The following is a 21,223-nucleotide window of genomic DNA, read 5'->3' as shown; positions in this document are numbered from 1 at the left end:
CTCACTTCCTTCCTATGCAACAAAGCGGTTCTCCATTTTAGAAGCTTCTGTATCATCAACGGTTTTGAATAGTTCCAACCATTCTTCAAAAATAACATGAACAACAATTCGATTGGTTTGACCAAACATATCCCTCATTAAGCACTGACCTTGAACCATATTTGAGACCCATTTCATGTTAATTTCGTTCACTGGTAAATTGAGATATTTCAAAACACCTTCTCGATTTTGTACTTCATCAAAGCAAATCACTGTACCAAAACCAGTACCATCTTCACTATCATCTAAATCGTTTGTTGATTGTGTAATCAATACTAAGAAATTATTAAACGAACGGCCAATACGTTTCATAGATTTCAAAATTGCTTTACCTTCAGGAGAAGATTGAAAAATCCAAGATTCATCAAAGAACGTCACTGTTTCTTCTTTTGGATTTCTTGAACCAAACTTCGAACAAAACGTTCCTAAAGCAAACATCAGTGTAACTGACGACCGTTTATTTTCATCTAACTTTTCATTTTTATCAGTTGGTAAATCTAAGTCCTCGATTTCCAAAATGGTTACTTTTCTATCGAATGACAAACCTTCCACTTCTCCATGAGAAAACGCCAATTCTAAAACAGACCCTTTGATTGTTGACAATAAAAATCTCCCCATGTCTTTAACATCCGAGATTTCACTCTCAGCTAACAATTCAATAACATGCCAGAATCCAACTTTCTTTCCTGCTTTTCGTTCAGAAATTACTTTTGTAATAGCTTCATTACTTGCTGTTTTCTGTTTTAAGTTCCATGTACCATCATAAACATTCGTTATCATCGCTTTAGCGGTAGACGTGGCTTCTGTTTCATTAAATAGAATAATCGGGTCAAGGACGCCATGGTTTTTCGTATCACGAACATCTAAAGTGACGAAATTAAAGGACTTCACAAAATCAACATCTAAAGGATATTTCTTTTGATATTCAGGGGCATTGATTGTATACATAAATTGCTTTCGCATTTCTTTTTTCGGATCAATGTATAACACTCTGTCTTTTAAAAGTGCCATTTGCATAAACAATGTTTTAGCTGTAACCGATTTTCCGTTCCCAGTATCGCCAGTTAAAGCCCAGTGGGGATTATTTGTTTTCTTCCCATCAACATTTTGTTTATTCGCTAGTAACATATTCATAAAAATTAAATTTTTTGAACTGGAAATAATAGATTTTCTATCTTCTTTTTCTTCTAAAGTTGTATCAATACGTCCAAGGTAAAAGCCTAACTTCGTACCTGCATGAAGTGAAGTAAAGAAATTCAACTCGGCAAACGATTCAATTGTTGACGTGTGTTGCCAACGAGAAGTCTGCATGCGGATAAAATTACCAAACAAAGTGGATTGAAATAAATAAGGATTATCAAACGTTGCTTTAATAAGTGGAATATCTAAACTATCAAAACGATTGATTAAATATTTTTTTCTTGCACGCATTTGTTTTTTTGTACTACCACTAACAACAACCACTGCTTTCCAGTCAATAATATCCACACCATCATCAATTTTTTGGTCTAAATCGTCTAGTGATAATTGACCTTCAACAATCTTTCGTTTTTGTTTAGAACCAGCTAAGTGTGCTTCCTGCATGATATTCTTAGTGCGGGTTCTTGCACGTGACGAACGCCCAGACAGTGCCAATTGCCCTTTACTTTCTGCAAAAGTCGCTTGAATCTTCACTTCAACTGGGAAAGGCATTTTTTGAACGACCTCTAAAAAATGATTACCATCAAGAAAAACACCTACATCTCCTATTGGAAGGTAGGATATATAGCTTTCGCCATAATCACAATTTAAATGAAGCCCTCCACCGAACAATGGTTTAATTTTTGTTGCCATTAAATTATCTAAGTTTTGACTAGAAAGAACATCTTGTCGCTCATGTGGAATATTTTTTAAAAATTGATACGCTTGATAATAGTACAATTCATCTTCTGTTAATCGTTCAATTAACAATTCAGATAAATTTTGGTAGACTTCTAATTCTTGCTCTCGATAATCTTTTTCCCAACACTCCGACAGTTCTACATCAAAACCTAAGCCTTTGACAAACTTTTCCGATACGTTGCTAATTGAGTTAGTAACGGTTTCTTTTAAATCAACAGCGAGATCTTTCTTGATTAAAGGCACACCAATAATCCACGTATATTCGTAAACCATACCCATTTCTTGTTCTAAAACCATTGCCGTTTTCATTAATTTATCTACGCCTACTTCATAATTATTAGAATCTATTAAAGAGCGCATAGCACCCATTTTCCCTCGAATGTCGGCATTAACTGGCAAAAGGTTAATTTCAAATCCATCATTTGCTTTTAAACGATTTAACGCACGAGCAACTTTTCTTTTCGTTTTTAATTTCTTTTCAACATCAGTCAACATTACCGTTTCAGAACGAACACGATAGTATGCTATCGCTGTTTTTTCTTGTGTTAAAACAATATTTCCTTTCATATGATTCGTTAATGGATATTCTAATTGCATATTTTTTCCTTTCTTGTTGATTTTATTTTAGTAATTAACATTAAAAATGATTTTTCAGAAATTTCTATATATTATTGGACAACTTTTTTTCATTCAGTTATTATAAAATAAAGCTATATTTAATATAGCTTTTAAATAATAATTGGAAAGAAGGAAAGTGTATGAAGAAAAAAGTTTTTTTAGCTTTAACTATTTTCGCAATGGTAACACCTTTTATTTTTAATTCAGAAGCTAGTGCCATAGAAGCTGAATTTGGTAATTAAAATGAGAAAAGAAAATGTTATCAAATTCTTTTTATATATTTTAATTCCTATAATCATAGGTACCATTATTTCACTTTTCACTAACGCTCCTATTTTCCTTATAGCGGGAATTATATATATTATTTTATTACTGTTTTTACTTCCTACTTTAGACTTTGGAATTACTGATTTTAACGCCAAACAAATTAATCCTAGCTATAGACCTGAAAAAAAAATAAATAAAAATGAAAGTATTGTTACTGTGCTACTTTTAGTCATCGGAATAATAGTCTGTACAGTCATGCTTTATTTAAAATATAAAACTTCATAATTTAGACATAAAAAATAAGGAGTTAATGCTATGCACTCCTTATTTTTTTATATTCATAGATATAATTCTCTTTTTGTACTAACGTTTAAATGAAAACTCTTCTATTTCTTTTACTCGTTCAAAAGCTACAATTGATCTACTATCTAACACATAATTTTTCACATAGACAAAACCATCTTTTAAAAAAACAAAGCCTGTTTTTCCTTCGAATTCTTTTTCGGAATACCAACGAGCAACTTTATTCGGCATCAACAACATGATTAACAAATTCAAGTTAATTCCTAAAATTTGTGGTAATGGTACTTCTTTCCAAAACAAACCAGTTAACACAATCCCTAAGAATAGAATTAGGAGATAGGATAGACTAACAGGTTGTGCAAATACCCACACCACTTGACCTTTAGGCGACTTAATAACTTGCATTGAATAAGGGGCTTTTAAGCCCCTCGAATAATCGTAATATTTCATATACTCACCTACATCTTAATTCCAACTAAACTTAGGAACCATTTAACAACTGCAAAAATATTTTTTCCTTGATTCGTCGCAAAATCCTGTAAGATTAAAGCAATGACAATTACTGAACCAATTTTTGCCCATTCGGCACCTTTCCAATGTTTTAAAATCAAGATAATCGCACCAGACGCTAAAATTGTAATAAAACCTGTACTTAAAAAACTACTCAAATTGCCTGTATTCATTAGTCATTTCCTTCTTTCTCTGTAAAGTAATGTTTCATCGTATTAATAAAATAAGAATTCTCCGTTTTAGATAACCAAAGCGAAAAATCCTCAGTATGCGTTAATTTTGTTGTGTTATCTGAAAAAGTAACCGATACTTGAACTCCTGTTACACCTTTCTGCTTTGTATCAAAAAATTTCATATCACCTGAATCTATTGAAACAAATGAGTCTTGACCAGCTGTCGTTGCTGGTTTTTTCATTAACAACATTAATTCTTGTTTGTTTCCAACTGAATATTTTGTAAAAAACATCTTTAAAAATTTCTCTACAGATTGTTTTTCTTTCCCATCAACATCTATTGAATTTTCTGTCTGTTTTAGAGGTACTGTTTTCCCTTGTGGTAAACTACTTGCTACAAAATAAGGACGTCCTACAATTGAAAACAAATTGTCTTTTACTTGAATTGGTAAAACCATATTCTGTGTCACATTTTCAGTCTTTTTATCTTTCTCCAATTCATAATTCACATTTAGATAAACCAAATAACAATCTTCCATTTTCTCTATACGTGATAAAGACGTATTTTTAAACGTACGTAAGACATTCCCTTGTAGATTTTCTGTTTCATCAACATTTTTTACATCTAATGATAAATATTTAGATAATCGATCAATACGAGCCTTTTTCGCTTCATCACTAGCTTTCGAGTTATAATTCAAATACTCTTTCGCAAAATTTTCGACATAAAAAGAGAGGGCTGAATAATCAAGCTCCTCTCTATCAACTTTATTCTTTTTTGATTGTTCACTTAATGTATCCACTTTTGAATACAAATTATCTACATTACTTGCCATCACATTGGCTCGAAGCGCACCAACTCCTGACATCACCAGTAAAACACTAGCGCCAATTAACACAACCCGATTCGCTTTCTTTTGAGAAAAAGTTTTAACCTTTGGTGTTTTTTCTTTCTTCTCTTTCTTTTTAATTTTCTTTAAATTCATATTCCCCTCCTACTCTTAATAAGCCCAAACAACTTTCAAACGTTTTTAAAAAAGTAGATTTAATCGCCTTTTCAACATAAACTCTCTCTCTAACATACCCCTTATGTGTTTGAAAGCCTTCTTTATACAAATAAAAATAATACGAATTGTACATTTTATCCCCGTTAGGCTTTCTCAAGTATTGACCTTCTGCAATCAAACTAGTTATACCGCCATGAAAAACGTATTGCGCAACAAATTCCTTTTTAAAAGGCGCTTCATCAATAATAATCCCCATTTTAAATAAAGAATTTTTATATTCTTCCATATAAACAATATCTGCTTCATCAATTGGCATTTCATCAACTATGAATCCATGCAATCGAAGCATTTCAGGAACTGGTACATTTGAATACTTTTGGTAAAATTTACTATGCTCTCTAAAAATTGGCATAATATTTTGATTCATAAAATACAACTCCTTTCCATTTTTCTGTAATATTTATGGTATCTTTCCATAAATTCTTCCCTTAACTCTTCCAATCCATGTGTAACTGCTTTTTTAGAACGACTTATCATCAATTCTTCGTATCCTGTTGGAAAATCATCATGTGTGAGAAAATAATTAGCAGCCACCTTCTTTTCTCGTCCTAAAATATAAGATAAATCATCTGCTTGATACTTTTCTAATGGCATTTGCTGTTTGACCATTTGTACGTGTAGACCACAAAATTTTTCTTCACTAATCACATCATATTCCACTCGAAATAACTTTAAACGGTCAAGAAAATTTCTTTGAACAATCCTCCCCAGTTCTTTTTCATCAGGCGGATACCCCTTCATTCGTCTATACGTTTCATAAAATAATACAGCGATTTTCTTTTCACATTCCAAGAGTTTTTCTTGTTTAGCTGTTATTTTTTCAGGATTATTGGATTTAAAAATTAATGACTTAAAATCAAACATGTACTGATTGACAAATTCTTCTTTCGACAATTCCTTCACCATATTTATTAGTCAATAACACCTCTTTCGTATTTTTCTACTCCTCCGTTATATGAAGTTTAGTATTCACTATAATTCGTTCAATGAATAATAAAATAGTAGGTAAGAAATTGATTCATTCTTACCTACTATTTGTTTTCTATCATTTATTCATATGTTTTTTTCGTTTTTTGTATTGAACAAGCGCATAGACACTACCTAATAAAACAACCCCTACACCAATTAGCCATATGTTCGCTTCTTCTCCTGTATACGGCAATAGTCCATGTTCAGCTTGTTTCGGATTACTTGGCGTTTTAGGTTCTTTCTTAGGTACCTCTTTAACAGTAGGCGTAATATCTTGTGTTTTTTCCTTTCCACCGATGTTATGCTCTGAATCTTTTTCATATTTATTATTTTTTGTTTTGTTATAACCAATCTCTTTAAAATAGTAGCGAGTACCTTTTAGGTCTTTTTTATAGTCATAATCAGCTTGTACCGTCTGGACTGTATCCTTTTTCGTTACTTTATAATCAACTTTTCCAGAAGTCCAAGCGTCCTTTTCCTTTCCATCAGGCGTGACAGCGACTAGAATGGTTTCAAATGCTCGTTCTGTATCAACATCGACATTTTTATGAGAAATTTTTACATTATCGTATAACTTTACTTTTTCTCCCCAAATAAAAGTTTGAGTTCTATTATCTCCTATGTGTGCTTGACTGGAGATATTAATTTCAGGTTTATCTGGAAGAGCAGGAATAATTTCCTGATTTTTTTGATTGCCATCAAAATTATGCTCGGTATCTTGTTTATACTCTGTATCAGAAACTTTACTGTAACCAATTACTTTGAAGAAATATCGTGTCCCCTCTGGATCTTTTTTGTAATCATAATTCGTTTCTACTCGTTGTGTCATATTTTCATTGGCTACTTTATAATCAATTTTTCCAGAAGACCAAACATCTTTTTCTTGATTATCTGGTGTTACGGCAACTAATATATCCTCAAAAGCACGTTTTGTTCCTAGTGGAATATTTGTATGAGAAATCTTTACATCATCGTAAAGTTTAACCTCTTTACCCCAAATAAACGAACGTGTTTTTCCATCTCCAGTATGCGCTATAGAAACAATATCAACCCAAGGTGTATCTATAGGTGTCGCTTTGTCCTTTAATGTATACGTGCCAAGATCAACATTTTCGCCTTTAGATAAGTCTTTTTGTGTAAATTGTTCTGTATTTAATACATTTCCACTTTTTTGGTCAGTCACTGTAAAGGTGAAAGTATCTGATTCTTTATCATAAGAATGCTTCACTTCAATAGGATCAATACTTTTGTAGCCTTCAACACCTTTTGTTTCAGTAATGATATAATCATCAATCGGCAGATTTCCGAATTTAAAGTATCCATTTTTTCCATCAACATTGGCCGTTGTGACAACCGTTTTTTCTTGTGTTCGTTCATTAGTAGCTGTAAATTCTACACCGTTTTTGAAAATTTCATTTGTCTCGTTTTGAATAACTTTCTGACCATCTAAATTCATACGAATAACATCGTCTATACTCTCTGAATCTTTAATTACAACAGGCGTGTTTTGATCTTTATATGTTAATTCTACCACGTGTTTTTCTGGATCTAATGTATATCCTGCTGGCGCTTCCGTTTCTTGCCAGTAATACGTTCCTAAGTCTAACTTGTCCATTGAAGCAGTTAGTTTCTCATCTAAAGTAAATTCTTTTAACAAGGTGCCATTTTCCTTAAATAAACCATACTTAGCTCCTACCATTGGATATGTAGGATTTAATGGTTTATCAGAATTAGTCGTTTTATCTTCTTTTATTAAGGTCGTTTTCCCAGTCGCTACTTCATTTTTAAATTCTACTGAAGCTGTTTTTCCAGCTTTTACTACGACTTCTTTGGTATTGTTTTTATCTAGGACATATGGAGCAGGTACAAAAATTTCCGTTGCTTTAACTTTGGCATTATGAGGAATATTTTTTACGATTGCTTCCCCTTTGGTATCAGTTGTGACCGTTTGCTTTTTCCCGTTATATTCTACTTCAAATTTTGTATTTGGAACTGGTTTTCCTGTTTCTTTATCCAATTTAACGATTTTCATTTCACCTGTTGTTACAATCTCAAAATCTATTTTGTATTTACTTGGGTCTGAAACACCAGAACTTATCAGTTCTTGAGACCCTGATTTTTTCCATATAAAAGGAGTTCCTTCACGTAAACTTTTTTTCAAGATTAATGTACCTGAAGAATTTGCCGTACTTTTAGGTGTAATGGTTAACTTATTTCCTGATTGTCTGAAATCTACATTAGCAGTATTTTGTGCTACCACATCAAATTGAGATAAATTCGAACCATTCGTATCTGTTAATACAGTAGATTCGCCTAGAGTTAGTTTTACCTTACTATTATGAAAAGAAGGTTGTTTTTCATAATTTGCAATAACATCATTAATTTTTTTCTTTATTGTCATTCTTTGCTCTTCTGTTAAATCACCGTTTGAATGAACAACAGCTCCCACTTCGTTATAAAGCATTTCTTGCGCTACAAACATTGTATCTAAATCAGTACCAGCTAGATTCCACAGAGAGCTTATCAAATTTGCTTTTCGGTTCAAAGCAAAAGGATTACTTGAATACCCTGTCCCTTCTAAAACATGACTAAATGGATCCACGCAAAACACTAATTCTTTTCCAGTACCTTGATCTAAATAAATCGGCGCAGTCCATATATCTCTCGTTTCTCCTTTCCATGTAACAGACATCTCACGCTCGTTATTATGATCAAATGAAACATCTGAAGCGGTGACTGCATTAACTGGAACGGCAGTAAACAAAGTCTGCAGACCAATAACTCCAATCATCGCTAAATTTTTAATTTTTCTTGAAAATTTCATTTCTTTCTCCTTCTTCTTTATATTTATTTTGAAACATCAAAAATATATACAAAAAGAAGGTGCTCGTATCATGGTCAATTACTCACCTTCTTTATATATCTGTAATAAAAAAAACAACTCAGATTAATACATGAGTTGTCTGCTAACAAAAGTATTCATTTATAATTGTGAAGCTCCGTAAGTTCCTACCATTCCATTTGCATCATATAATGATTCAGCTGCAGCTAATGCTTCAGATTGTGAGTTGAATGTTCCTACACTATGCAATTGCTTACTATCGTTCCACCAACCAACCCATTGTTGACTTGGTGTTGGATCAGGCGTTGGATCTGGGGTAGGTTCTGGTGTAGGAGTTGGTTCTGGCGTTGGACTCGGAGCTGGTGTCGGATTAGGCGTTGGTTCTGGGGTAGGTGTTGGTTGAATAGTATTTCCCCCAGTTGATCCACCACCTGTATTTGGATTATAATCAGGTGTTATTGAACCAGCGGCTTCGTTATTAGAACTAGGTTGACTATTTGGTTCTTGTGCTGATTCCACACCAGCTTCTTGATTGTCCGATGTAACAGTTGGTGTAGCTTTCGGTTTTTCTTTATTTGTTTTTTCAGGAGTTGCCTCCGCTACATTGCTTTCAGTAGTTGAAGGTTCTTTCTCCTGTTTTGCCTTATCTTCTGCTGATTTTTTCTTCTTTTCAGTTTCATTTTTCTTTTGTTCCTCAATTGATTTTTTTAATTTATCAAGACGAATTTGGTGTGATTTTTTATCTTTTACTAAATAAACATCTTTTTCAGAATCAATACTTTCCTGTGCTACTTTTACATCACTGTCCTTCTTAGACTTTTCAGCAATTGAAAGCAATTGATCCGTCTTTTTAATTAATGCTAAAAACGATTCTAGCTTTAAAATCTTGTTCATCGGCTCTTTTTTATCTTCATTTTTTAATTGATCAATTACTTTTTTTGCTAATTTAATCTCTTTAGCGCTACGTGTATCATAAGCTTTTTTTATTGCATTATCTGCTTGATCCTGTAACTTTTTGTAGGATTCTATTTCCTGTAATTCAATTTTTTCCGCTTGAACTTTCTGATTATGAATAACTAATCCAGCGCCACCACCAACAACTACAAGCGTAGCTACAACAACCAACATTTTCTTTTTCCCTGACATTTTAGTTTTTTTCTCCATTTTCGTTCCTCCATTTTTTTACAATATTGGCTTACTTGATTATACTTGTTTTCCCAAAAAAAATTGTGTGTTTTATCACAATATTTCTTCTACTTTACACCATGTTAATTAATTTACCTTCCACAATTTCTCCCTCAAACCATTCCGCAAAGTCTTGCTTAAATCCATCTACACTGTACAATTCTTGTAATCCAGCTTCTTCTCCATCAGTTGGATCTAAATAAGTTGGTTTATCTTTAGGTCTAGCATAAACGCCAATCCATCTTTCAAAATCTCCTTCAAATGGACTATCAACAATATACCCTTTCTTTTCTAACAGCAATCGAGCTTGTTTTTTTAATTCTTCACTATTTTTAGGCTCAAAATATTTATACTTCTCTTTAAAACTGGCAAATTCTGAAAGCTCTTTATCATAAAATTTTTTTATATTGAAAAATTCTTCCCAAATTGCTTTCTCTTTAACCGTCATTTCTGCTTCATGAACCACATAAGTATAATCATATCTTGAAATTTCTTTTAAAAGCTCTTCATTTGATTCTGAAAGCTTTTCAAAAGTAGTCTTTAAAAAAGGAATCGTCAACTCTCCTTGTTTATCTAATTGAATGATTTTTTCTTTGGCTTTTTTTAAATCATTTCTACCTTTTTTCATTTTTTCAGTAATAGCAATTGCTACTTTCGTGTTTCGTTCAATAACTTCTCTACTCATAATTCATAAATTCCTTTCAACTAAACTCATATCTATTTAAAATAACGAATCAATTGTATCCATATCCCCCTTAATCTTTAAAATGGATATGCTTCCTCTAAATCAAATTCTTGTTCCATATAAGACCGAACACTACTATTTTGATTAGTAGTAAACAATAAATCTTTCGCATCCACGCATACCATTTCAATAATTTCCTCGTGTTTCTCTTTTAGTTCTGCTAAATCAATTCGTTCCATCAACTCATTTGTTCCTAACAAATTATCAATCTCTTTAATCATCTTTAGTGAAGGGGCTAAATAATTTGATAACCACCGAAGTGTTTTTTCAATAGAAGGCTTTTCACCTTGAACAGACAATTTTAAACCTTCCAATTTGTCTACGACATCATACCAAGCTTTGCAATAAACTTTCGCACCCTCTTCAATGTCAAAAACTGTCAAAGATTGATTAATAATTTCTTTCACTAACCAATCCAACGATTCACCACTCGATAGAAAATATTCGACAAATAAAAACGCCTTTTCATCAGAAAGGCGAATTTCGTATCGATTTTTAATTTCATATTTTTCTCTTGCTTCCTCAACACTTACACTTTCTTTTCGTGCTAACTCATAATCTTTTTGGTAAAAGTTAAAATATAATGGCGATTGACGACTGCCAAAATAAAGAGACAAACCTTTATTTACCATTTTTTTATTTTCATAAGCAAAGCCCCCACTAAAATCAAAATTCTTAAATGTAGTATCCACAAGCCCTTGTTCCATTTTTTCTTTCAAAATATACAAATCAAAATTTTCTTGACCTTTCACAATCAATTCATCAAGAGCAATATCAATTCGTGTAATTTTTGTATCTACCAAAATACCTTGACCGAAAATATCATCATCATAAAGAGAACGAAAAAATTCTGTCCACGATCTGTTGTTATCTTCCTCAAAAATTTCTTCTAATTGGCGACAACCTTCACCTGATAAGTCTAACATGATACCCATATTCACATTTTCCGGATTCCGAAAAATCCGAATAGAGCTATATGAAAATGTTTCTGTGTAATGATAAAACCCTCTCGATTCATGAGTAAACCAGTTCATATCCATGTGCAACAACTTCTCAATAACTGTCCGAACATCTAATGTTTTAAATCGTATTCTTAGAAAGTCAATTTTTGCTTCTACCGAAGCATGACCACCATCAATATGCAATACTTCCACTATTTTTTTCTCCATCTCTTGTGTAATCGGTCGTTTTCCAGATTCTAAATTAGAATAAAAACCTTTAGTGATAGACAACAATTGACACATTTCTATTTGTTTCAATTTTAATTCTTTTCTATATCTCTTTAAATCAACGCCCCTCACTATTTAACCCTACTTCCAAAAAAAGTTTCCAAATATCTACTAAAAAGTTTCCAAAAACATAATCGCTCAATCCCTTGCGAGACATAGTGTTTAAGCAACTTTTTTATATGGTATGTTAAATTCTACCCCCATGTTATAAAACGGGGGTAGAAAATTTCGAAGTGGGTCAAGCCCACCTCACGACTAGAAGTATTTGGGATATACGTTGCTACTTTTGTTAACGATAGAATAGGGGCGGGCGCCTTGGGGCGCCACCCCTATTCTATCTACAAAGCACGCAACAATCCCTAGCAACTTCTAGTCTACTCTCCTACCATTCCTTACTTCATTTCTAAAACTTTCAAGCGTTTTTTTATCTCTGCATTATCTGATAGTACGTCCTTTACTAAATCGATTAGCTCTTTCACTGTTGCTTGATTTTCTCGAAACTCTGCTTTTGTTATTGAAATAGTTTCCTTCTTCTTTTTCTCTTCTTCTGACATAAAAACATCCGAAATAGCTATATCCAAAGGAATATTTTTACTTCTTAGATCAATTAATTTAAAAAAGGATTCAACATCATTAGAACTGAAAACTTTAAACGAATAGGTATAACCTTTAGAATTTTTCGCATATTTCCTTTCAAATTTTTTATCTGTTAATCTCTCTATTTTATTCGCCCAGTTTTTTAATGTTTTTAGTGCAATTTTATTTTCAAGTTGTAAAATCACTTCCTCAAACGAAAACATACTTAACACCTACTTACCAAACATTTCTTTCCAAGCAGAATCCATATGCTCCTTAAATATTGTTTCTAAATACTTATCAACTTCTTGTGATGTTGAGAATTTCTTTTCCTCAACTGGTCTATCTTCATCATAAAAAGCTTCTGCATCTAAAATAGAAGTCACTAAAGACTTATAATCAAGCAATCTATTATTATCTAAAACTCCTTCTTTTTCTGCTCTTCGGTCAATTTCTTTAATTATTTTTTGTTCCTTCTCTTTTACATAACTTAGCATTTGTCCTTGCGATTTAAATTTCACTTTCTTTTTCCTCCTTTTTATTCAAAGCAAAGATTACTTCTTCAACAATTTTAGTTCCCTTATTTTCTATAAATTTTTCAAACTCAACAGGATCAGTTAATTTTTTTATTCGCTTTCCATTAGAAAATCGAACTAATTTTGCATAGCTTTCTGATTGTTCATAGAGAATGTCACGAATACGTGTATCTAAATCAGGCTTTTTATATCGTTTCTTGACTTCAACATATACTCGTTCTCTAACGTGTTTTATTATTTCATTAGAATCCAATAAAAAGCTCCTTTCTTATTATCCAAATTTTTCACTTAACTTAGCTAACTTTGCTTGCCCTGCTTCTAACTCTTCATCAATTTCAGCAAGGGCTTCTTTATCCACATGTTTTGATATTTTTTGAGATACTTCTTCTTGAACTTCTTTTGAAATTTCTTCATATCCTAGTTCTTTAGAAATCTTGATAAATTCCTGAATGAAGTCAAAATCTTGTGGTACTTGCGGGCTATAAAATTCTCTTGCTACTGAACCTCCTTGTGCAACATAACCACGACCATAGACTTTTTGACCGTCAACTTTTTCAACATATTTAAAGTTTTTATTTTTATTTTCATCACCAAAAATCATCAAAATACCTGTTTCTGAAAGACGGCCAACTGACATTCGAAACATAAAATTATCACGTAAAGCCGTTTTGATAAATTCACCATCTGGACGTTGCATTGCAACGATAAAGAAAATCCCTGCTTGACGAGCTTTTAAAATAAGTTGGGTTAAATATTCATCTACATCGCCATCAATCGCATAGTCATTCGCTAATTCTGCTTTAAATGCTGCAAATTCATCAATCACAATAAACTTAGGCTTTAAACCATAGTACGCATAATTTTTACCCATTTTGTAATCAGGGCTATTATTCATCATTTCAAAACGTGCATTCATTAATTCAACTGCATTTTTCAAGCAATTAACAATATCTATTTTTCCTGTATGCACTTTTCCTGCAAACATTGGTAACTTACCTAGTGCCATCAAGTCAGAATTTTTTGGATCACAAATTTCCATTTCACCCACACGGCAAAGTGCATAAATTAGAGATAAAATGGTAAAAGTTTTACCTCCGCCAGTTCCACCACCTAATAATAAATGTGGGTCTTTATCAAAGTACCAATACAACCCTTTCATTAATTGAACCTTTCCTTTATCAGCTTGCATATCCTTTATCCAAATACGCTTATTGTAAACATCAGAAGCTAGTTCATAGGTAATAAAGCCTTTTTCATCAATTTTATTTAAATTGTCCGCATGAAACGCTGTTTCCAAAAAGCCACCAATGGTTTCAAATTTTTCCTGAAATTTATTACCTGCTGTTTCAAATGAAACGAAAATACTATTTTTTGCAGACTTATAATAAATTTTTGGGAACTTTATTTTTTCTTTTGTTTTACCATCACTACCTTTAACTCGCTTCTTCGTATAATAGCCATTGTCGATAATCATACGAGCTAACACTTGACGTTGTTCTACTTTAGAAAAATAGCCCGAATTGATAATTGAAGCCTTAACAAGCAATGTAATTAGCACGATTGAGCCTATCGAGACACCTATAATTATTAACGCTGGTACAATATATATTTTCCAATCAGTTGGATTTGAAAGATATAAAGGATACATCCATTTATAGCCCACAAAATAGCCTAAACAAGCAAAAACTGGCATAAAAAATAACACTCTATAGAGTGCCAACAAATTTCTTGAAGAATAACGAATTCTTCTACCTCTATATCTAAATAATTTTTTTACCATTTACCTACCTTCTTTTTTTAACCGTGCTAATTCTTGTCTACAAAATTCTTTATACACTGGAATATATTCTGTAGCCATTCGAAAAATCTGACGTTCATTCATTGTGCTATACGAATGTGCAAACATATTCCTCATATTCCTAAGTCTTTTCCAATCAACTTTACCACTATTTTTCTCTTTAAATTCTTCTGAAAAGCCACTGTTCCCAACAGTATATTCACCAATTTGCATTAAACACATACTGATTGTATTAAAAAACACTCTATCATGATAGAAGGTTTCATAATCCCTTCCAAAACGATTGAGTGTCTGTTCTATATCTTCAATGTAGATCAGCGTTCCTCTTAACAAACGTAAATCCTTTGCTGTACTATCTCTCAAATACCTTTACACCTTCCTTTAAAATGGTAGCTAACAATTCTCTTCTTTCAGGTTTATCTTGTGTATCAACAAGAGTTTCTAGCTCCACTAAATCAATATCATGCGCTACAGCTTCTTTTAATTCTTCAAAGAAATCTCCATATAAATTCCAATAGGCTTCTTCTGATTGTCCTGTAATATCTACAGCAAAATCAATATCACTGGTTTCTTTCGCTTCATTACGTGCATAAGAACCAAAGACATAAACGACTGGTACATTGTGTTTTTCTGCTACAGGTTTCACACGCTCTTTAATTTCATTCATTGTCATCACCATTTTTCTCACCTCTTCTAACGTCTATTCTAAAGCCATTATAAAGCATTCAAATTTCACAATCAATTCACTTTACTTGTGTATTCCTCAAAGAAAACACCCTTATCAAAATCTTCATGCAGTTTATTATTATATGCTTTAACTAATTGTTCTAAAAAATTATCTAACAAGTTTAAAATAGCTTCATCACATTCAAAAAAAAAATCATCTAACAATAAAAACCGGATAAGATACTCACTAGTTTCGTTATAAAGTTTTAAATACAATGTACTATAATAACTAAAACTTTGCCACATACGATAGACTCTAATTTTTCTCTCTAAAAACCTCCTATATTTTTCTTGTTTTACACCCATTCTTTCCGCCAAGTCTAACACTACTTCTCCACCACCCCTTTCAATAATAAATTTCCTTCAAATTACCACTTTCTTTATGAAGAAAAATCACACTACTCTTCAACCGTCTTTCTACTAACCAATTTTTTGGATTCAATCGGCAACTTTTCAACAACTCTTTTTCTTTCCTAACTAGGCGTTTCCCTTGTTTCATTTAACCTCTCCTTTTCTTTATTATTAATGTCTATTAACAAATCTTGTTAACACAAATTAATAGTAAAAAGGGCACTCGTTAGAATGCCCTTTTTAGCTGTTAAACGGTGCTACCGATTCGTCTGAATATGATATTTACTTTCGTTTCAATTCCCACATCCAATTAATTTTTTCAGAAATTTCTGGTTCAGTGGTAAAATATTAACAAAAGGAGGTGTCCTATAATAATGCTAAAAACAATTGAAAAAGCATGTGAAATAGACATGCAATCCGTAACAATTATTCTTACCAACAATCAAAAACTCAAAATTGAAAAATTCCAATCAATTATTGATGATAAAATTTTAGAGTTTATCAGTTCTAATATTCAATACTACATCCCTGAAAAAAGTATTCTCTATTTTACAACGTCTTAAGAGATACCATTGTTCGTTTCATTTCATAATCTATTTTAATTGAAAGATAATCTAGCGTTACTTTTGCTTGTTCAAAGGTAACGTTTTTTTGTGCCAAAACTTCATACAATTCATCACCTATTTTTTTTAATTCTTCTCTTTTGCTCATTTAATCTACCTCAATCTAATATTTATTTTTGCTCATTTGCTTGATTCTTATTTTCTTTTTGTAGTGTAGGTTGAGCTGGTTTAACAGCTCCTACTTTTTTTATACCCACTGCACGGACTTTAAACGCTTGTTCTGTTTGTACATTGTCATTAAAACCTTTGTAAGCATTAAGCCATCCACGAGCTGTTACATTTCCAGTCAACTCGATTTCATCATCATAATTGATATCACTAACGTCATAGCCTGGATCAATCGCAATTTCTACTTGGTCATTTAATTTGCTAGAATAAACCGTTACTCGTTGTTCACGAACATCGTCAGTCACATTTCCTTCACCATCACGTTCATTAATTGCAACTACTTCTAAGAAATTCATCGTACCAAATGTTCCTACTACATCAAAATTTTCAATCGTGTTATTTTCAAATGATAATCCCATTATTTATTACCTCCAACTACTTCTAAACGTTTTGCATAAACTACCATGTCAATTGAGCGACTATTTCCAATGTTATTCCGTTTTACATTGATTCGTGCTACTGGATCAATTAATTTTACTTCTTCACGGCCATTCAACATTTGTGAATTTCGTAAATGAGGAACAAAAATCTCAAAATCACGTTGCTTTTCGCTTGAAGCGGTGAACACACGACCACGAACAGGTGATCCATTTACATAAATATCACGTTCTGTTTTATAAACAGCTTTAATTTTACTTCCTAAATTTTTATCACTTAATGCAATTTCTTGAATTCTATTTGCCAAAATAATTTCCTTCTTTCACTAATTCTTATACAAAAATAAACAGTCAACCATTGACTGCCTTTCTCTCTTTATGCAATTCTTCTTATTAACTAAAAAACACAACTTGACAAGGTTTATGATAACCTGTCATTTTATATGTTCGTTGTAAAATCTGATTTTTTAATAATCGACTTTCAATTGTTAAGCGTTCCATGTTTGTTAACTTAACCGCACTCTTACCTAACTTCTTACGTTCTAAGTTATAGCTCTTTTCTATATCCGAAATAGAAAAAGTTTTTTTCTGTCGTTTCATACGTTCAACAAACTTCTCAACAAAAAGTAATAGCTCTTCTTTCATTTTTATCCTCCTTATTCACTTAATAACAAATTCTGTTCTTTCATTTAAAATAAAAAAGTACAACTAAAATAATACAGTTGTGCTTACTAAAGTTAATATTGAATATTCTTTTAGAAAAAATCTTTTCCACGCTTAAAAATAACAACTTTAATTGTATTTCAATTTTAGATTCTTACGTTCATCACAATACATAGAATCATCTTCAATGGCTAGTGACTCTTACATTCCATCACATCACGGCACATTAGATAGTACTGTAATATACGGTGTACAGCTCTCCTCCTTTTATTGAGCTTGCATAGATTTTTTTATTCAATCTAGTTCAGCAACTATTTCCAACGTGTCTCACGACATGGTTATTGAAAATAATCTGACAGCTCTGCATTAATCTGTCATCAATATGGCTCTAGTTAAAGATACTACTGCCACCTTGCGTCCCATTCAACGGCTGGTACGCACCACCTCAACAAGACTTACAACATTTAATGAAAACTTCACCCTTGTTTTATCTCGTCAAATACCGTACAATAAAAGTGTCTAAGTTTTATTTTACGGCGTTTACGAAATGGAGATTCATTTTCTTCTCGTGAACGCTTTTTTGTTTATCCAACTGAAAAGTTAAACATTTTGTTTAACTTGTGTTAAGAATATACCTTTTAAAATAAATTGTCAACACTTTTTGTTTAACTTTCTCAATTTTGTACACAAAAAGTTTATAATGTACTTATAAGAGGAGGTAAAACCAGTGCAACCATTAGCAAAAAGACTACAGCTTTTAAGAGAAGAAAAAGAATGGACAAAAACATATGTTGCAAAACAACTAGGCTTAAATAACTTAGGAACCTATGCAAACTGGGAATATGGAACACGTGAACCAGATTCGGAAATGCTATCAAAAATTGCTTCCTTATATGATGTATCTACCGATTTTTTACTAGGTAGAACAGAGGAAAGAATACATCTAAACGACAAGGAAAAAATTGGAAAAAATATCATTTCTCATTTTCGTTTAAATACTTCTGATATGGACATAGAAGATATAGAAGAATTAGAAGAGGAATTAATCGACTTTCAAGATTTTCTTATAAAAAAAGCAAAAGAAAAAAAGGAACGTAACAAAAAAGATTGATTGGACTGTTGTTGGTGGATTTTATTAGTAAAGAACTCTATTTTGAAGCATTTAATTTTTCGAACGAATTAATAAAAGAAGTATCTTACTACTCTTCCAAAAATATTGAACAAGTTAAATGCTTTGATATTGAAAAATATGTAAAAGAAGTTGAAGATGTTGAATTTGTTGAATACACGTTTCAAAAACAACTTAAAAGACGGATGCTTGGTTCAATCTCTAAAGTAGACGATGAAGTCATTATAACAACAAACAAAGAATTAATGTTAGAACGAAAAAATTTCACTAAAATGCATGAGGTTATGCATTACTACATAGATATACCTAAAATTAATAATGCAACTCATACTTTTTCTGATATTCTTTTAAAAAATGGTTACTTGATGGAAGATTTTCCAAAAGAATATCGTGCTAATGTCGGTGCTAGCATGTTAATGGCAAATGACCAAGCCTTGTTTTACGCATTTAAAAAATTTTATTCATTCGAAGAAATTGCACAATACTTTTTTATGAGCAAATCTGCATTAAGAAATAGACTCATCGAACATCTTATGTATGTAAATAACTGTACTTTTACACACGCTAATACACTTTTTAACAATTATTACTTTCATAAAGAAACTGACATCTACAGATTTATTTTCAATTAGTTTTTATTTTAATAATTCATAAAAGGAGTGTTACATAATGGATAAAAACGTAGAAAAAAAATGCCCTGTAGAGGCTTTATCTAATATACTTGGAAAAAAGTGGATCCCCCAAATAATAGAATCCCTAAACGGAGGATCTATGCGCTTTGGAGAAATTTGCCGAATGCTTCCGAATAGTTCTCCAAAAATGATCAAACAACAACTAAAACTTTTGGAAGACAATGAGATTGTTAAGAATGAAAAAGAAGTTTTCAATAATACTACTTCGTCCACTTATTATTTGTCTGAAAAGGGAAAAGATTTAGCAACTATTGTTTTACAAATGAAACTATGGGGTCAAAGAGAATTAGATTGTACAAATCTAAAAAATTGAAGTTCATTTCTATGGCTATGAAATGAACTTCAATTTTTTATTTTAGTAAATCATTTAAAGATTCCGACATAGTAGGATGGGTATACACTCTATCACGTAATACTTTATAGTCCATATTAAAATCCATTGCCAACGAAATAAGATTTATTAATTCATGAGATTCTGCACCATATAAAGAAGCTCCCAAAATCTTTTCAGTTTCTGCATCTATTATTACTTTAAAAATTCCTACTGTCTGATCAATAATATGGGCTTTAGGTATAGCTTTTACAGGTAAACTAAAAACTTTATAGTTTACTTTGCTTTTTTCTAGCTCCTTTTCTTTTATTCCAACACTTGAAAAAGGTGGTGTTATAAATACACTGTACGGTATATTACCTCTATTCATAGTATTTCTCTTTTTGTCACCATAAAGATAATCCACTATTATTCTATAATCATCTAAAGAAATATAGGTAAATTGTAGGCCCCCTTTTACATCGCCTATTGCCCAAATATTTTCCACAGATGTTTTTAAAAATTCATCTACAACAATAGCCCCATGACTATCCGTTTTTATATTTGTGTTTTCTAATCCTAAGGCATCTGTATTAGGTTTTCTACCTGTAGCTACAAGCAATTTAGACACTTCTACTTTTTTTATTTTACCAGCTTGAGTATATATTACTTCAGTATAATTATCCTTATCTATGATATGGTTTATAGATACGCCTAACTGAATATCAATTCCCTTATCTAAAAAATCTTTATATATTAATGTTGAGATATCTTCATCTTCTCTAGGTAAAAATTCAGAGCTAGCATCTAAAATACTAACTTTGCTTCCATAAGAATTAAACATTGATGCAAATTCTAACCCAATATAACCAGCACCTATAATAACTATTTTTTCTGGTGCTATTACTTGTTCCATAGCAGTTGTAGAATCTAAAACATTTTTACTTTTATTTACCCCATCTATAGGTAATTTGATAGTTTTTGAGCCCGTATTAATAAAAATACGTTCACCTTCAACTTGGATTTTCGTATTATCTGTCTTAGTGATTTGTATGATTTTATCTGATAAAAATTTAGCTTTTCCATTTAAAATAGTTATATTCTCTTCTTCAAAAAGGTTATTGTAATTTTTTTCTCTCAACTTACTTGTCAAACTATTTTTTATTGAATGCGCCGTTGACATATCTACATGTTTTTCTCCATTAATTATTAAAGATTTTGATGGTATACATCCTACATTAATACATGTCCCTCCATACATTAGTTCAGATTCTTCAATCATCAATACCTCTTCACCACGCATAGCAATTTCTTTTGCTAGTGTTTTCCCTCCCTTTCCAAAACCAATAATTATATTTTTATATTTGTTCATAACAATCACTTCCTTTCTAAAATAATTTTATAAGGTTTTATTATAGCTAGCAATTAGTTACTTTAAAGTAACCA

At 31.7% G+C, this 21,223-nt stretch carries 27 protein-coding genes; 4 read left to right on the top strand and 23 right to left on the bottom strand.

Annotated features, from left to right (window positions below):
- Positions 1-12: 12 nt before the first annotated feature.
- A complete protein-coding gene (locus IGK86_RS02865; RefSeq protein ID WP_016617150.1) occupies positions 13-2,517 on the bottom strand; it encodes an ATP-binding protein in 2,505 nt (834 codons plus the stop codon).
- A gap of 252 nt (positions 2,518-2,769) precedes the next feature.
- Here IGK86_RS02865 and IGK86_RS02860 point away from each other — a divergent pair, with 252 nt between their 5' ends.
- Entirely contained in the window at positions 2,770-3,090 is a 321-nt protein-coding gene (locus tag IGK86_RS02860) for a hypothetical protein (protein WP_229204073.1), read from the top strand.
- A gap of 78 nt (positions 3,091-3,168) precedes the next feature.
- Here IGK86_RS02860 and IGK86_RS02855 read toward each other — a convergent pair whose 3' ends face one another.
- The 21 genes from IGK86_RS02855 to IGK86_RS02755 all read right to left on the bottom strand — a co-directional run bounded on the left by IGK86_RS02855 (position 3,169) and on the right by IGK86_RS02755 (position 17,628).
- Complete coding sequence (locus IGK86_RS02855; protein ID WP_002371414.1) at positions 3,169-3,558, bottom strand: conjugal transfer protein; 390 nt, start codon at positions 3,556-3,558, stop codon at positions 3,169-3,171.
- A gap of 8 nt (positions 3,559-3,566) precedes the next feature.
- Positions 3,567-3,791: a hypothetical protein gene (locus tag IGK86_RS02850; protein WP_002371416.1), complete on the bottom strand. Its 225-nt coding sequence runs from the start codon at positions 3,789-3,791 to the stop codon at positions 3,567-3,569.
- Positions 3,791-4,777, bottom strand: coding sequence for a conjugal transfer protein (locus IGK86_RS02845; protein WP_016617148.1), 987 nt, complete (start codon positions 4,775-4,777; stop codon positions 3,791-3,793). The genes IGK86_RS02850 and IGK86_RS02845 overlap by 1 nt, the downstream gene beginning before the upstream one ends.
- On the bottom strand, positions 4,758-5,225 hold the full coding sequence (locus IGK86_RS02840; RefSeq protein ID WP_016617147.1) for a hypothetical protein: 468 nt from the start codon (positions 5,223-5,225) through the stop codon (positions 4,758-4,760). The genes IGK86_RS02845 and IGK86_RS02840 overlap by 20 nt, the downstream gene beginning before the upstream one ends.
- Positions 5,222-5,764, bottom strand: a complete 543-nt coding sequence (locus tag IGK86_RS02835) for a hypothetical protein (RefSeq protein ID WP_016617146.1) — start codon at positions 5,762-5,764, stop codon at positions 5,222-5,224. The genes IGK86_RS02840 and IGK86_RS02835 overlap by 4 nt, the downstream gene beginning before the upstream one ends.
- Before the next feature lie 139 nt (positions 5,765-5,903).
- Positions 5,904-8,651, bottom strand: coding sequence for a SpaA isopeptide-forming pilin-related protein (locus IGK86_RS02830; protein WP_016617145.1), 2,748 nt, complete (start codon positions 8,649-8,651; stop codon positions 5,904-5,906).
- 159 nt (positions 8,652-8,810) lie between these two features.
- Positions 8,811-9,833 (bottom strand): hypothetical protein, encoded by a 1,023-nt coding sequence (locus IGK86_RS02825; protein WP_016617144.1) that lies wholly within the window; start codon positions 9,831-9,833, stop codon positions 8,811-8,813.
- Between the two features lie 94 nt (positions 9,834-9,927).
- Positions 9,928-10,539 carry a hypothetical protein gene (locus IGK86_RS02820; protein WP_002393069.1) on the bottom strand — a complete coding sequence of 204 codons (612 nt, stop codon included), beginning with the start codon at positions 10,537-10,539 and terminating at the stop codon, positions 9,928-9,930.
- Between the two features lie 77 nt (positions 10,540-10,616).
- The gene (locus tag IGK86_RS02815; protein WP_002371424.1) at positions 10,617-11,900 is read right to left on the bottom strand and encodes an XRE family transcriptional regulator; all 1,284 of its coding nucleotides are present in this window, start codon (positions 11,898-11,900) and stop codon (positions 10,617-10,619) included.
- A 320-nt stretch (positions 11,901-12,220) separates the two neighbouring features.
- The gene (locus IGK86_RS02810; RefSeq protein WP_002410060.1) at positions 12,221-12,628 is read right to left on the bottom strand and encodes a hypothetical protein; all 408 of its coding nucleotides are present in this window, start codon (positions 12,626-12,628) and stop codon (positions 12,221-12,223) included.
- Between the two features lie 9 nt (positions 12,629-12,637).
- Positions 12,638-12,925, bottom strand: coding sequence for a hypothetical protein (locus tag IGK86_RS02805; protein ID WP_002394263.1), 288 nt, complete (start codon positions 12,923-12,925; stop codon positions 12,638-12,640).
- Positions 12,915-13,193, bottom strand: a complete 279-nt coding sequence (locus tag IGK86_RS02800) for a hypothetical protein (RefSeq protein ID WP_002371427.1) — start codon at positions 13,191-13,193, stop codon at positions 12,915-12,917. Before IGK86_RS02800 ends, IGK86_RS02805 begins: the two co-directional genes overlap by 11 nt.
- Positions 13,194-13,211: 18 nt before the next feature.
- On the bottom strand, positions 13,212-14,720 hold the full coding sequence (locus IGK86_RS02795) for a cell division protein FtsK (RefSeq protein WP_025193938.1): 1,509 nt from the start codon (positions 14,718-14,720) through the stop codon (positions 13,212-13,214).
- On the bottom strand, positions 14,721-15,101 hold the full coding sequence (locus IGK86_RS02790; protein ID WP_010819235.1) for a HepT-like ribonuclease domain-containing protein: 381 nt from the start codon (positions 15,099-15,101) through the stop codon (positions 14,721-14,723).
- On the bottom strand, positions 15,091-15,417 hold the full coding sequence (locus tag IGK86_RS02785; RefSeq protein ID WP_002394268.1) for a nucleotidyltransferase family protein: 327 nt from the start codon (positions 15,415-15,417) through the stop codon (positions 15,091-15,093). Before IGK86_RS02785 ends, IGK86_RS02790 begins: the two co-directional genes overlap by 11 nt.
- Positions 15,418-15,476: 59 nt before the next feature.
- Complete coding sequence (locus IGK86_RS02780) at positions 15,477-15,770, bottom strand: hypothetical protein (protein ID WP_016617142.1); 294 nt, start codon at positions 15,768-15,770, stop codon at positions 15,477-15,479.
- A gap of 40 nt (positions 15,771-15,810) precedes the next feature.
- Complete coding sequence (locus tag IGK86_RS02775) at positions 15,811-15,963, bottom strand: DUF6906 family protein (protein WP_002410057.1); 153 nt, start codon at positions 15,961-15,963, stop codon at positions 15,811-15,813.
- A gap of 401 nt (positions 15,964-16,364) precedes the next feature.
- A complete protein-coding gene (locus IGK86_RS02770; protein WP_002394272.1) occupies positions 16,365-16,526 on the bottom strand; it encodes a hypothetical protein in 162 nt (53 codons plus the stop codon).
- Positions 16,527-16,548: 22 nt separating this feature from the next.
- Positions 16,549-16,965, bottom strand: a complete 417-nt coding sequence (locus IGK86_RS02765) for a DUF961 family protein (RefSeq protein WP_002380876.1) — start codon at positions 16,963-16,965, stop codon at positions 16,549-16,551.
- Entirely contained in the window at positions 16,965-17,291 is a 327-nt protein-coding gene (locus IGK86_RS02760; protein ID WP_002394274.1) for a hypothetical protein, read from the bottom strand. The genes IGK86_RS02765 and IGK86_RS02760 overlap by 1 nt, the downstream gene beginning before the upstream one ends.
- A gap of 85 nt (positions 17,292-17,376) precedes the next feature.
- The gene (locus IGK86_RS02755; RefSeq protein ID WP_002365227.1) at positions 17,377-17,628 is read right to left on the bottom strand and encodes a hypothetical protein; all 252 of its coding nucleotides are present in this window, start codon (positions 17,626-17,628) and stop codon (positions 17,377-17,379) included.
- A gap of 745 nt (positions 17,629-18,373) precedes the next feature.
- Here IGK86_RS02755 and IGK86_RS02750 point away from each other — a divergent pair.
- The 3 genes from IGK86_RS02750 to IGK86_RS02740 are packed head-to-tail and all read left to right on the top strand — an operon-like array spanning position 18,374 to position 19,780.
- Entirely contained in the window at positions 18,374-18,757 is a 384-nt protein-coding gene (locus IGK86_RS02750; protein ID WP_002394275.1) for a helix-turn-helix domain-containing protein, read from the top strand.
- Positions 18,754-19,407 carry an ImmA/IrrE family metallo-endopeptidase gene (locus tag IGK86_RS02745; protein WP_002394276.1) on the top strand — a complete coding sequence of 218 codons (654 nt, stop codon included), beginning with the start codon at positions 18,754-18,756 and terminating at the stop codon, positions 19,405-19,407. Before IGK86_RS02750 ends, IGK86_RS02745 begins: the two co-directional genes overlap by 4 nt.
- A 37-nt stretch (positions 19,408-19,444) precedes the next feature.
- A complete protein-coding gene (locus IGK86_RS02740) occupies positions 19,445-19,780 on the top strand; it encodes a winged helix-turn-helix transcriptional regulator (protein WP_002394277.1) in 336 nt (111 codons plus the stop codon).
- Positions 19,781-19,817: 37 nt separating this feature from the next.
- On the opposite strand, the gene IGK86_RS02735 is transcribed toward IGK86_RS02740, so the two are convergent.
- Complete coding sequence (locus IGK86_RS02735) at positions 19,818-21,149, bottom strand: FAD-dependent oxidoreductase (protein WP_002407736.1); 1,332 nt, start codon at positions 21,147-21,149, stop codon at positions 19,818-19,820.
- Positions 21,150-21,223: the final 74 nt, after the last annotated feature.

Source organism: Enterococcus sp. DIV1206 (genome assembly GCF_051712485.1).
Classification (GTDB): Bacteria; Bacillota; Bacilli; order Lactobacillales; family Enterococcaceae; genus Enterococcus; species Enterococcus faecalis.
Note: the sequence above shows the minus strand (reverse complement) of the source record. Positions and strands in the feature narration are given on the sequence as shown.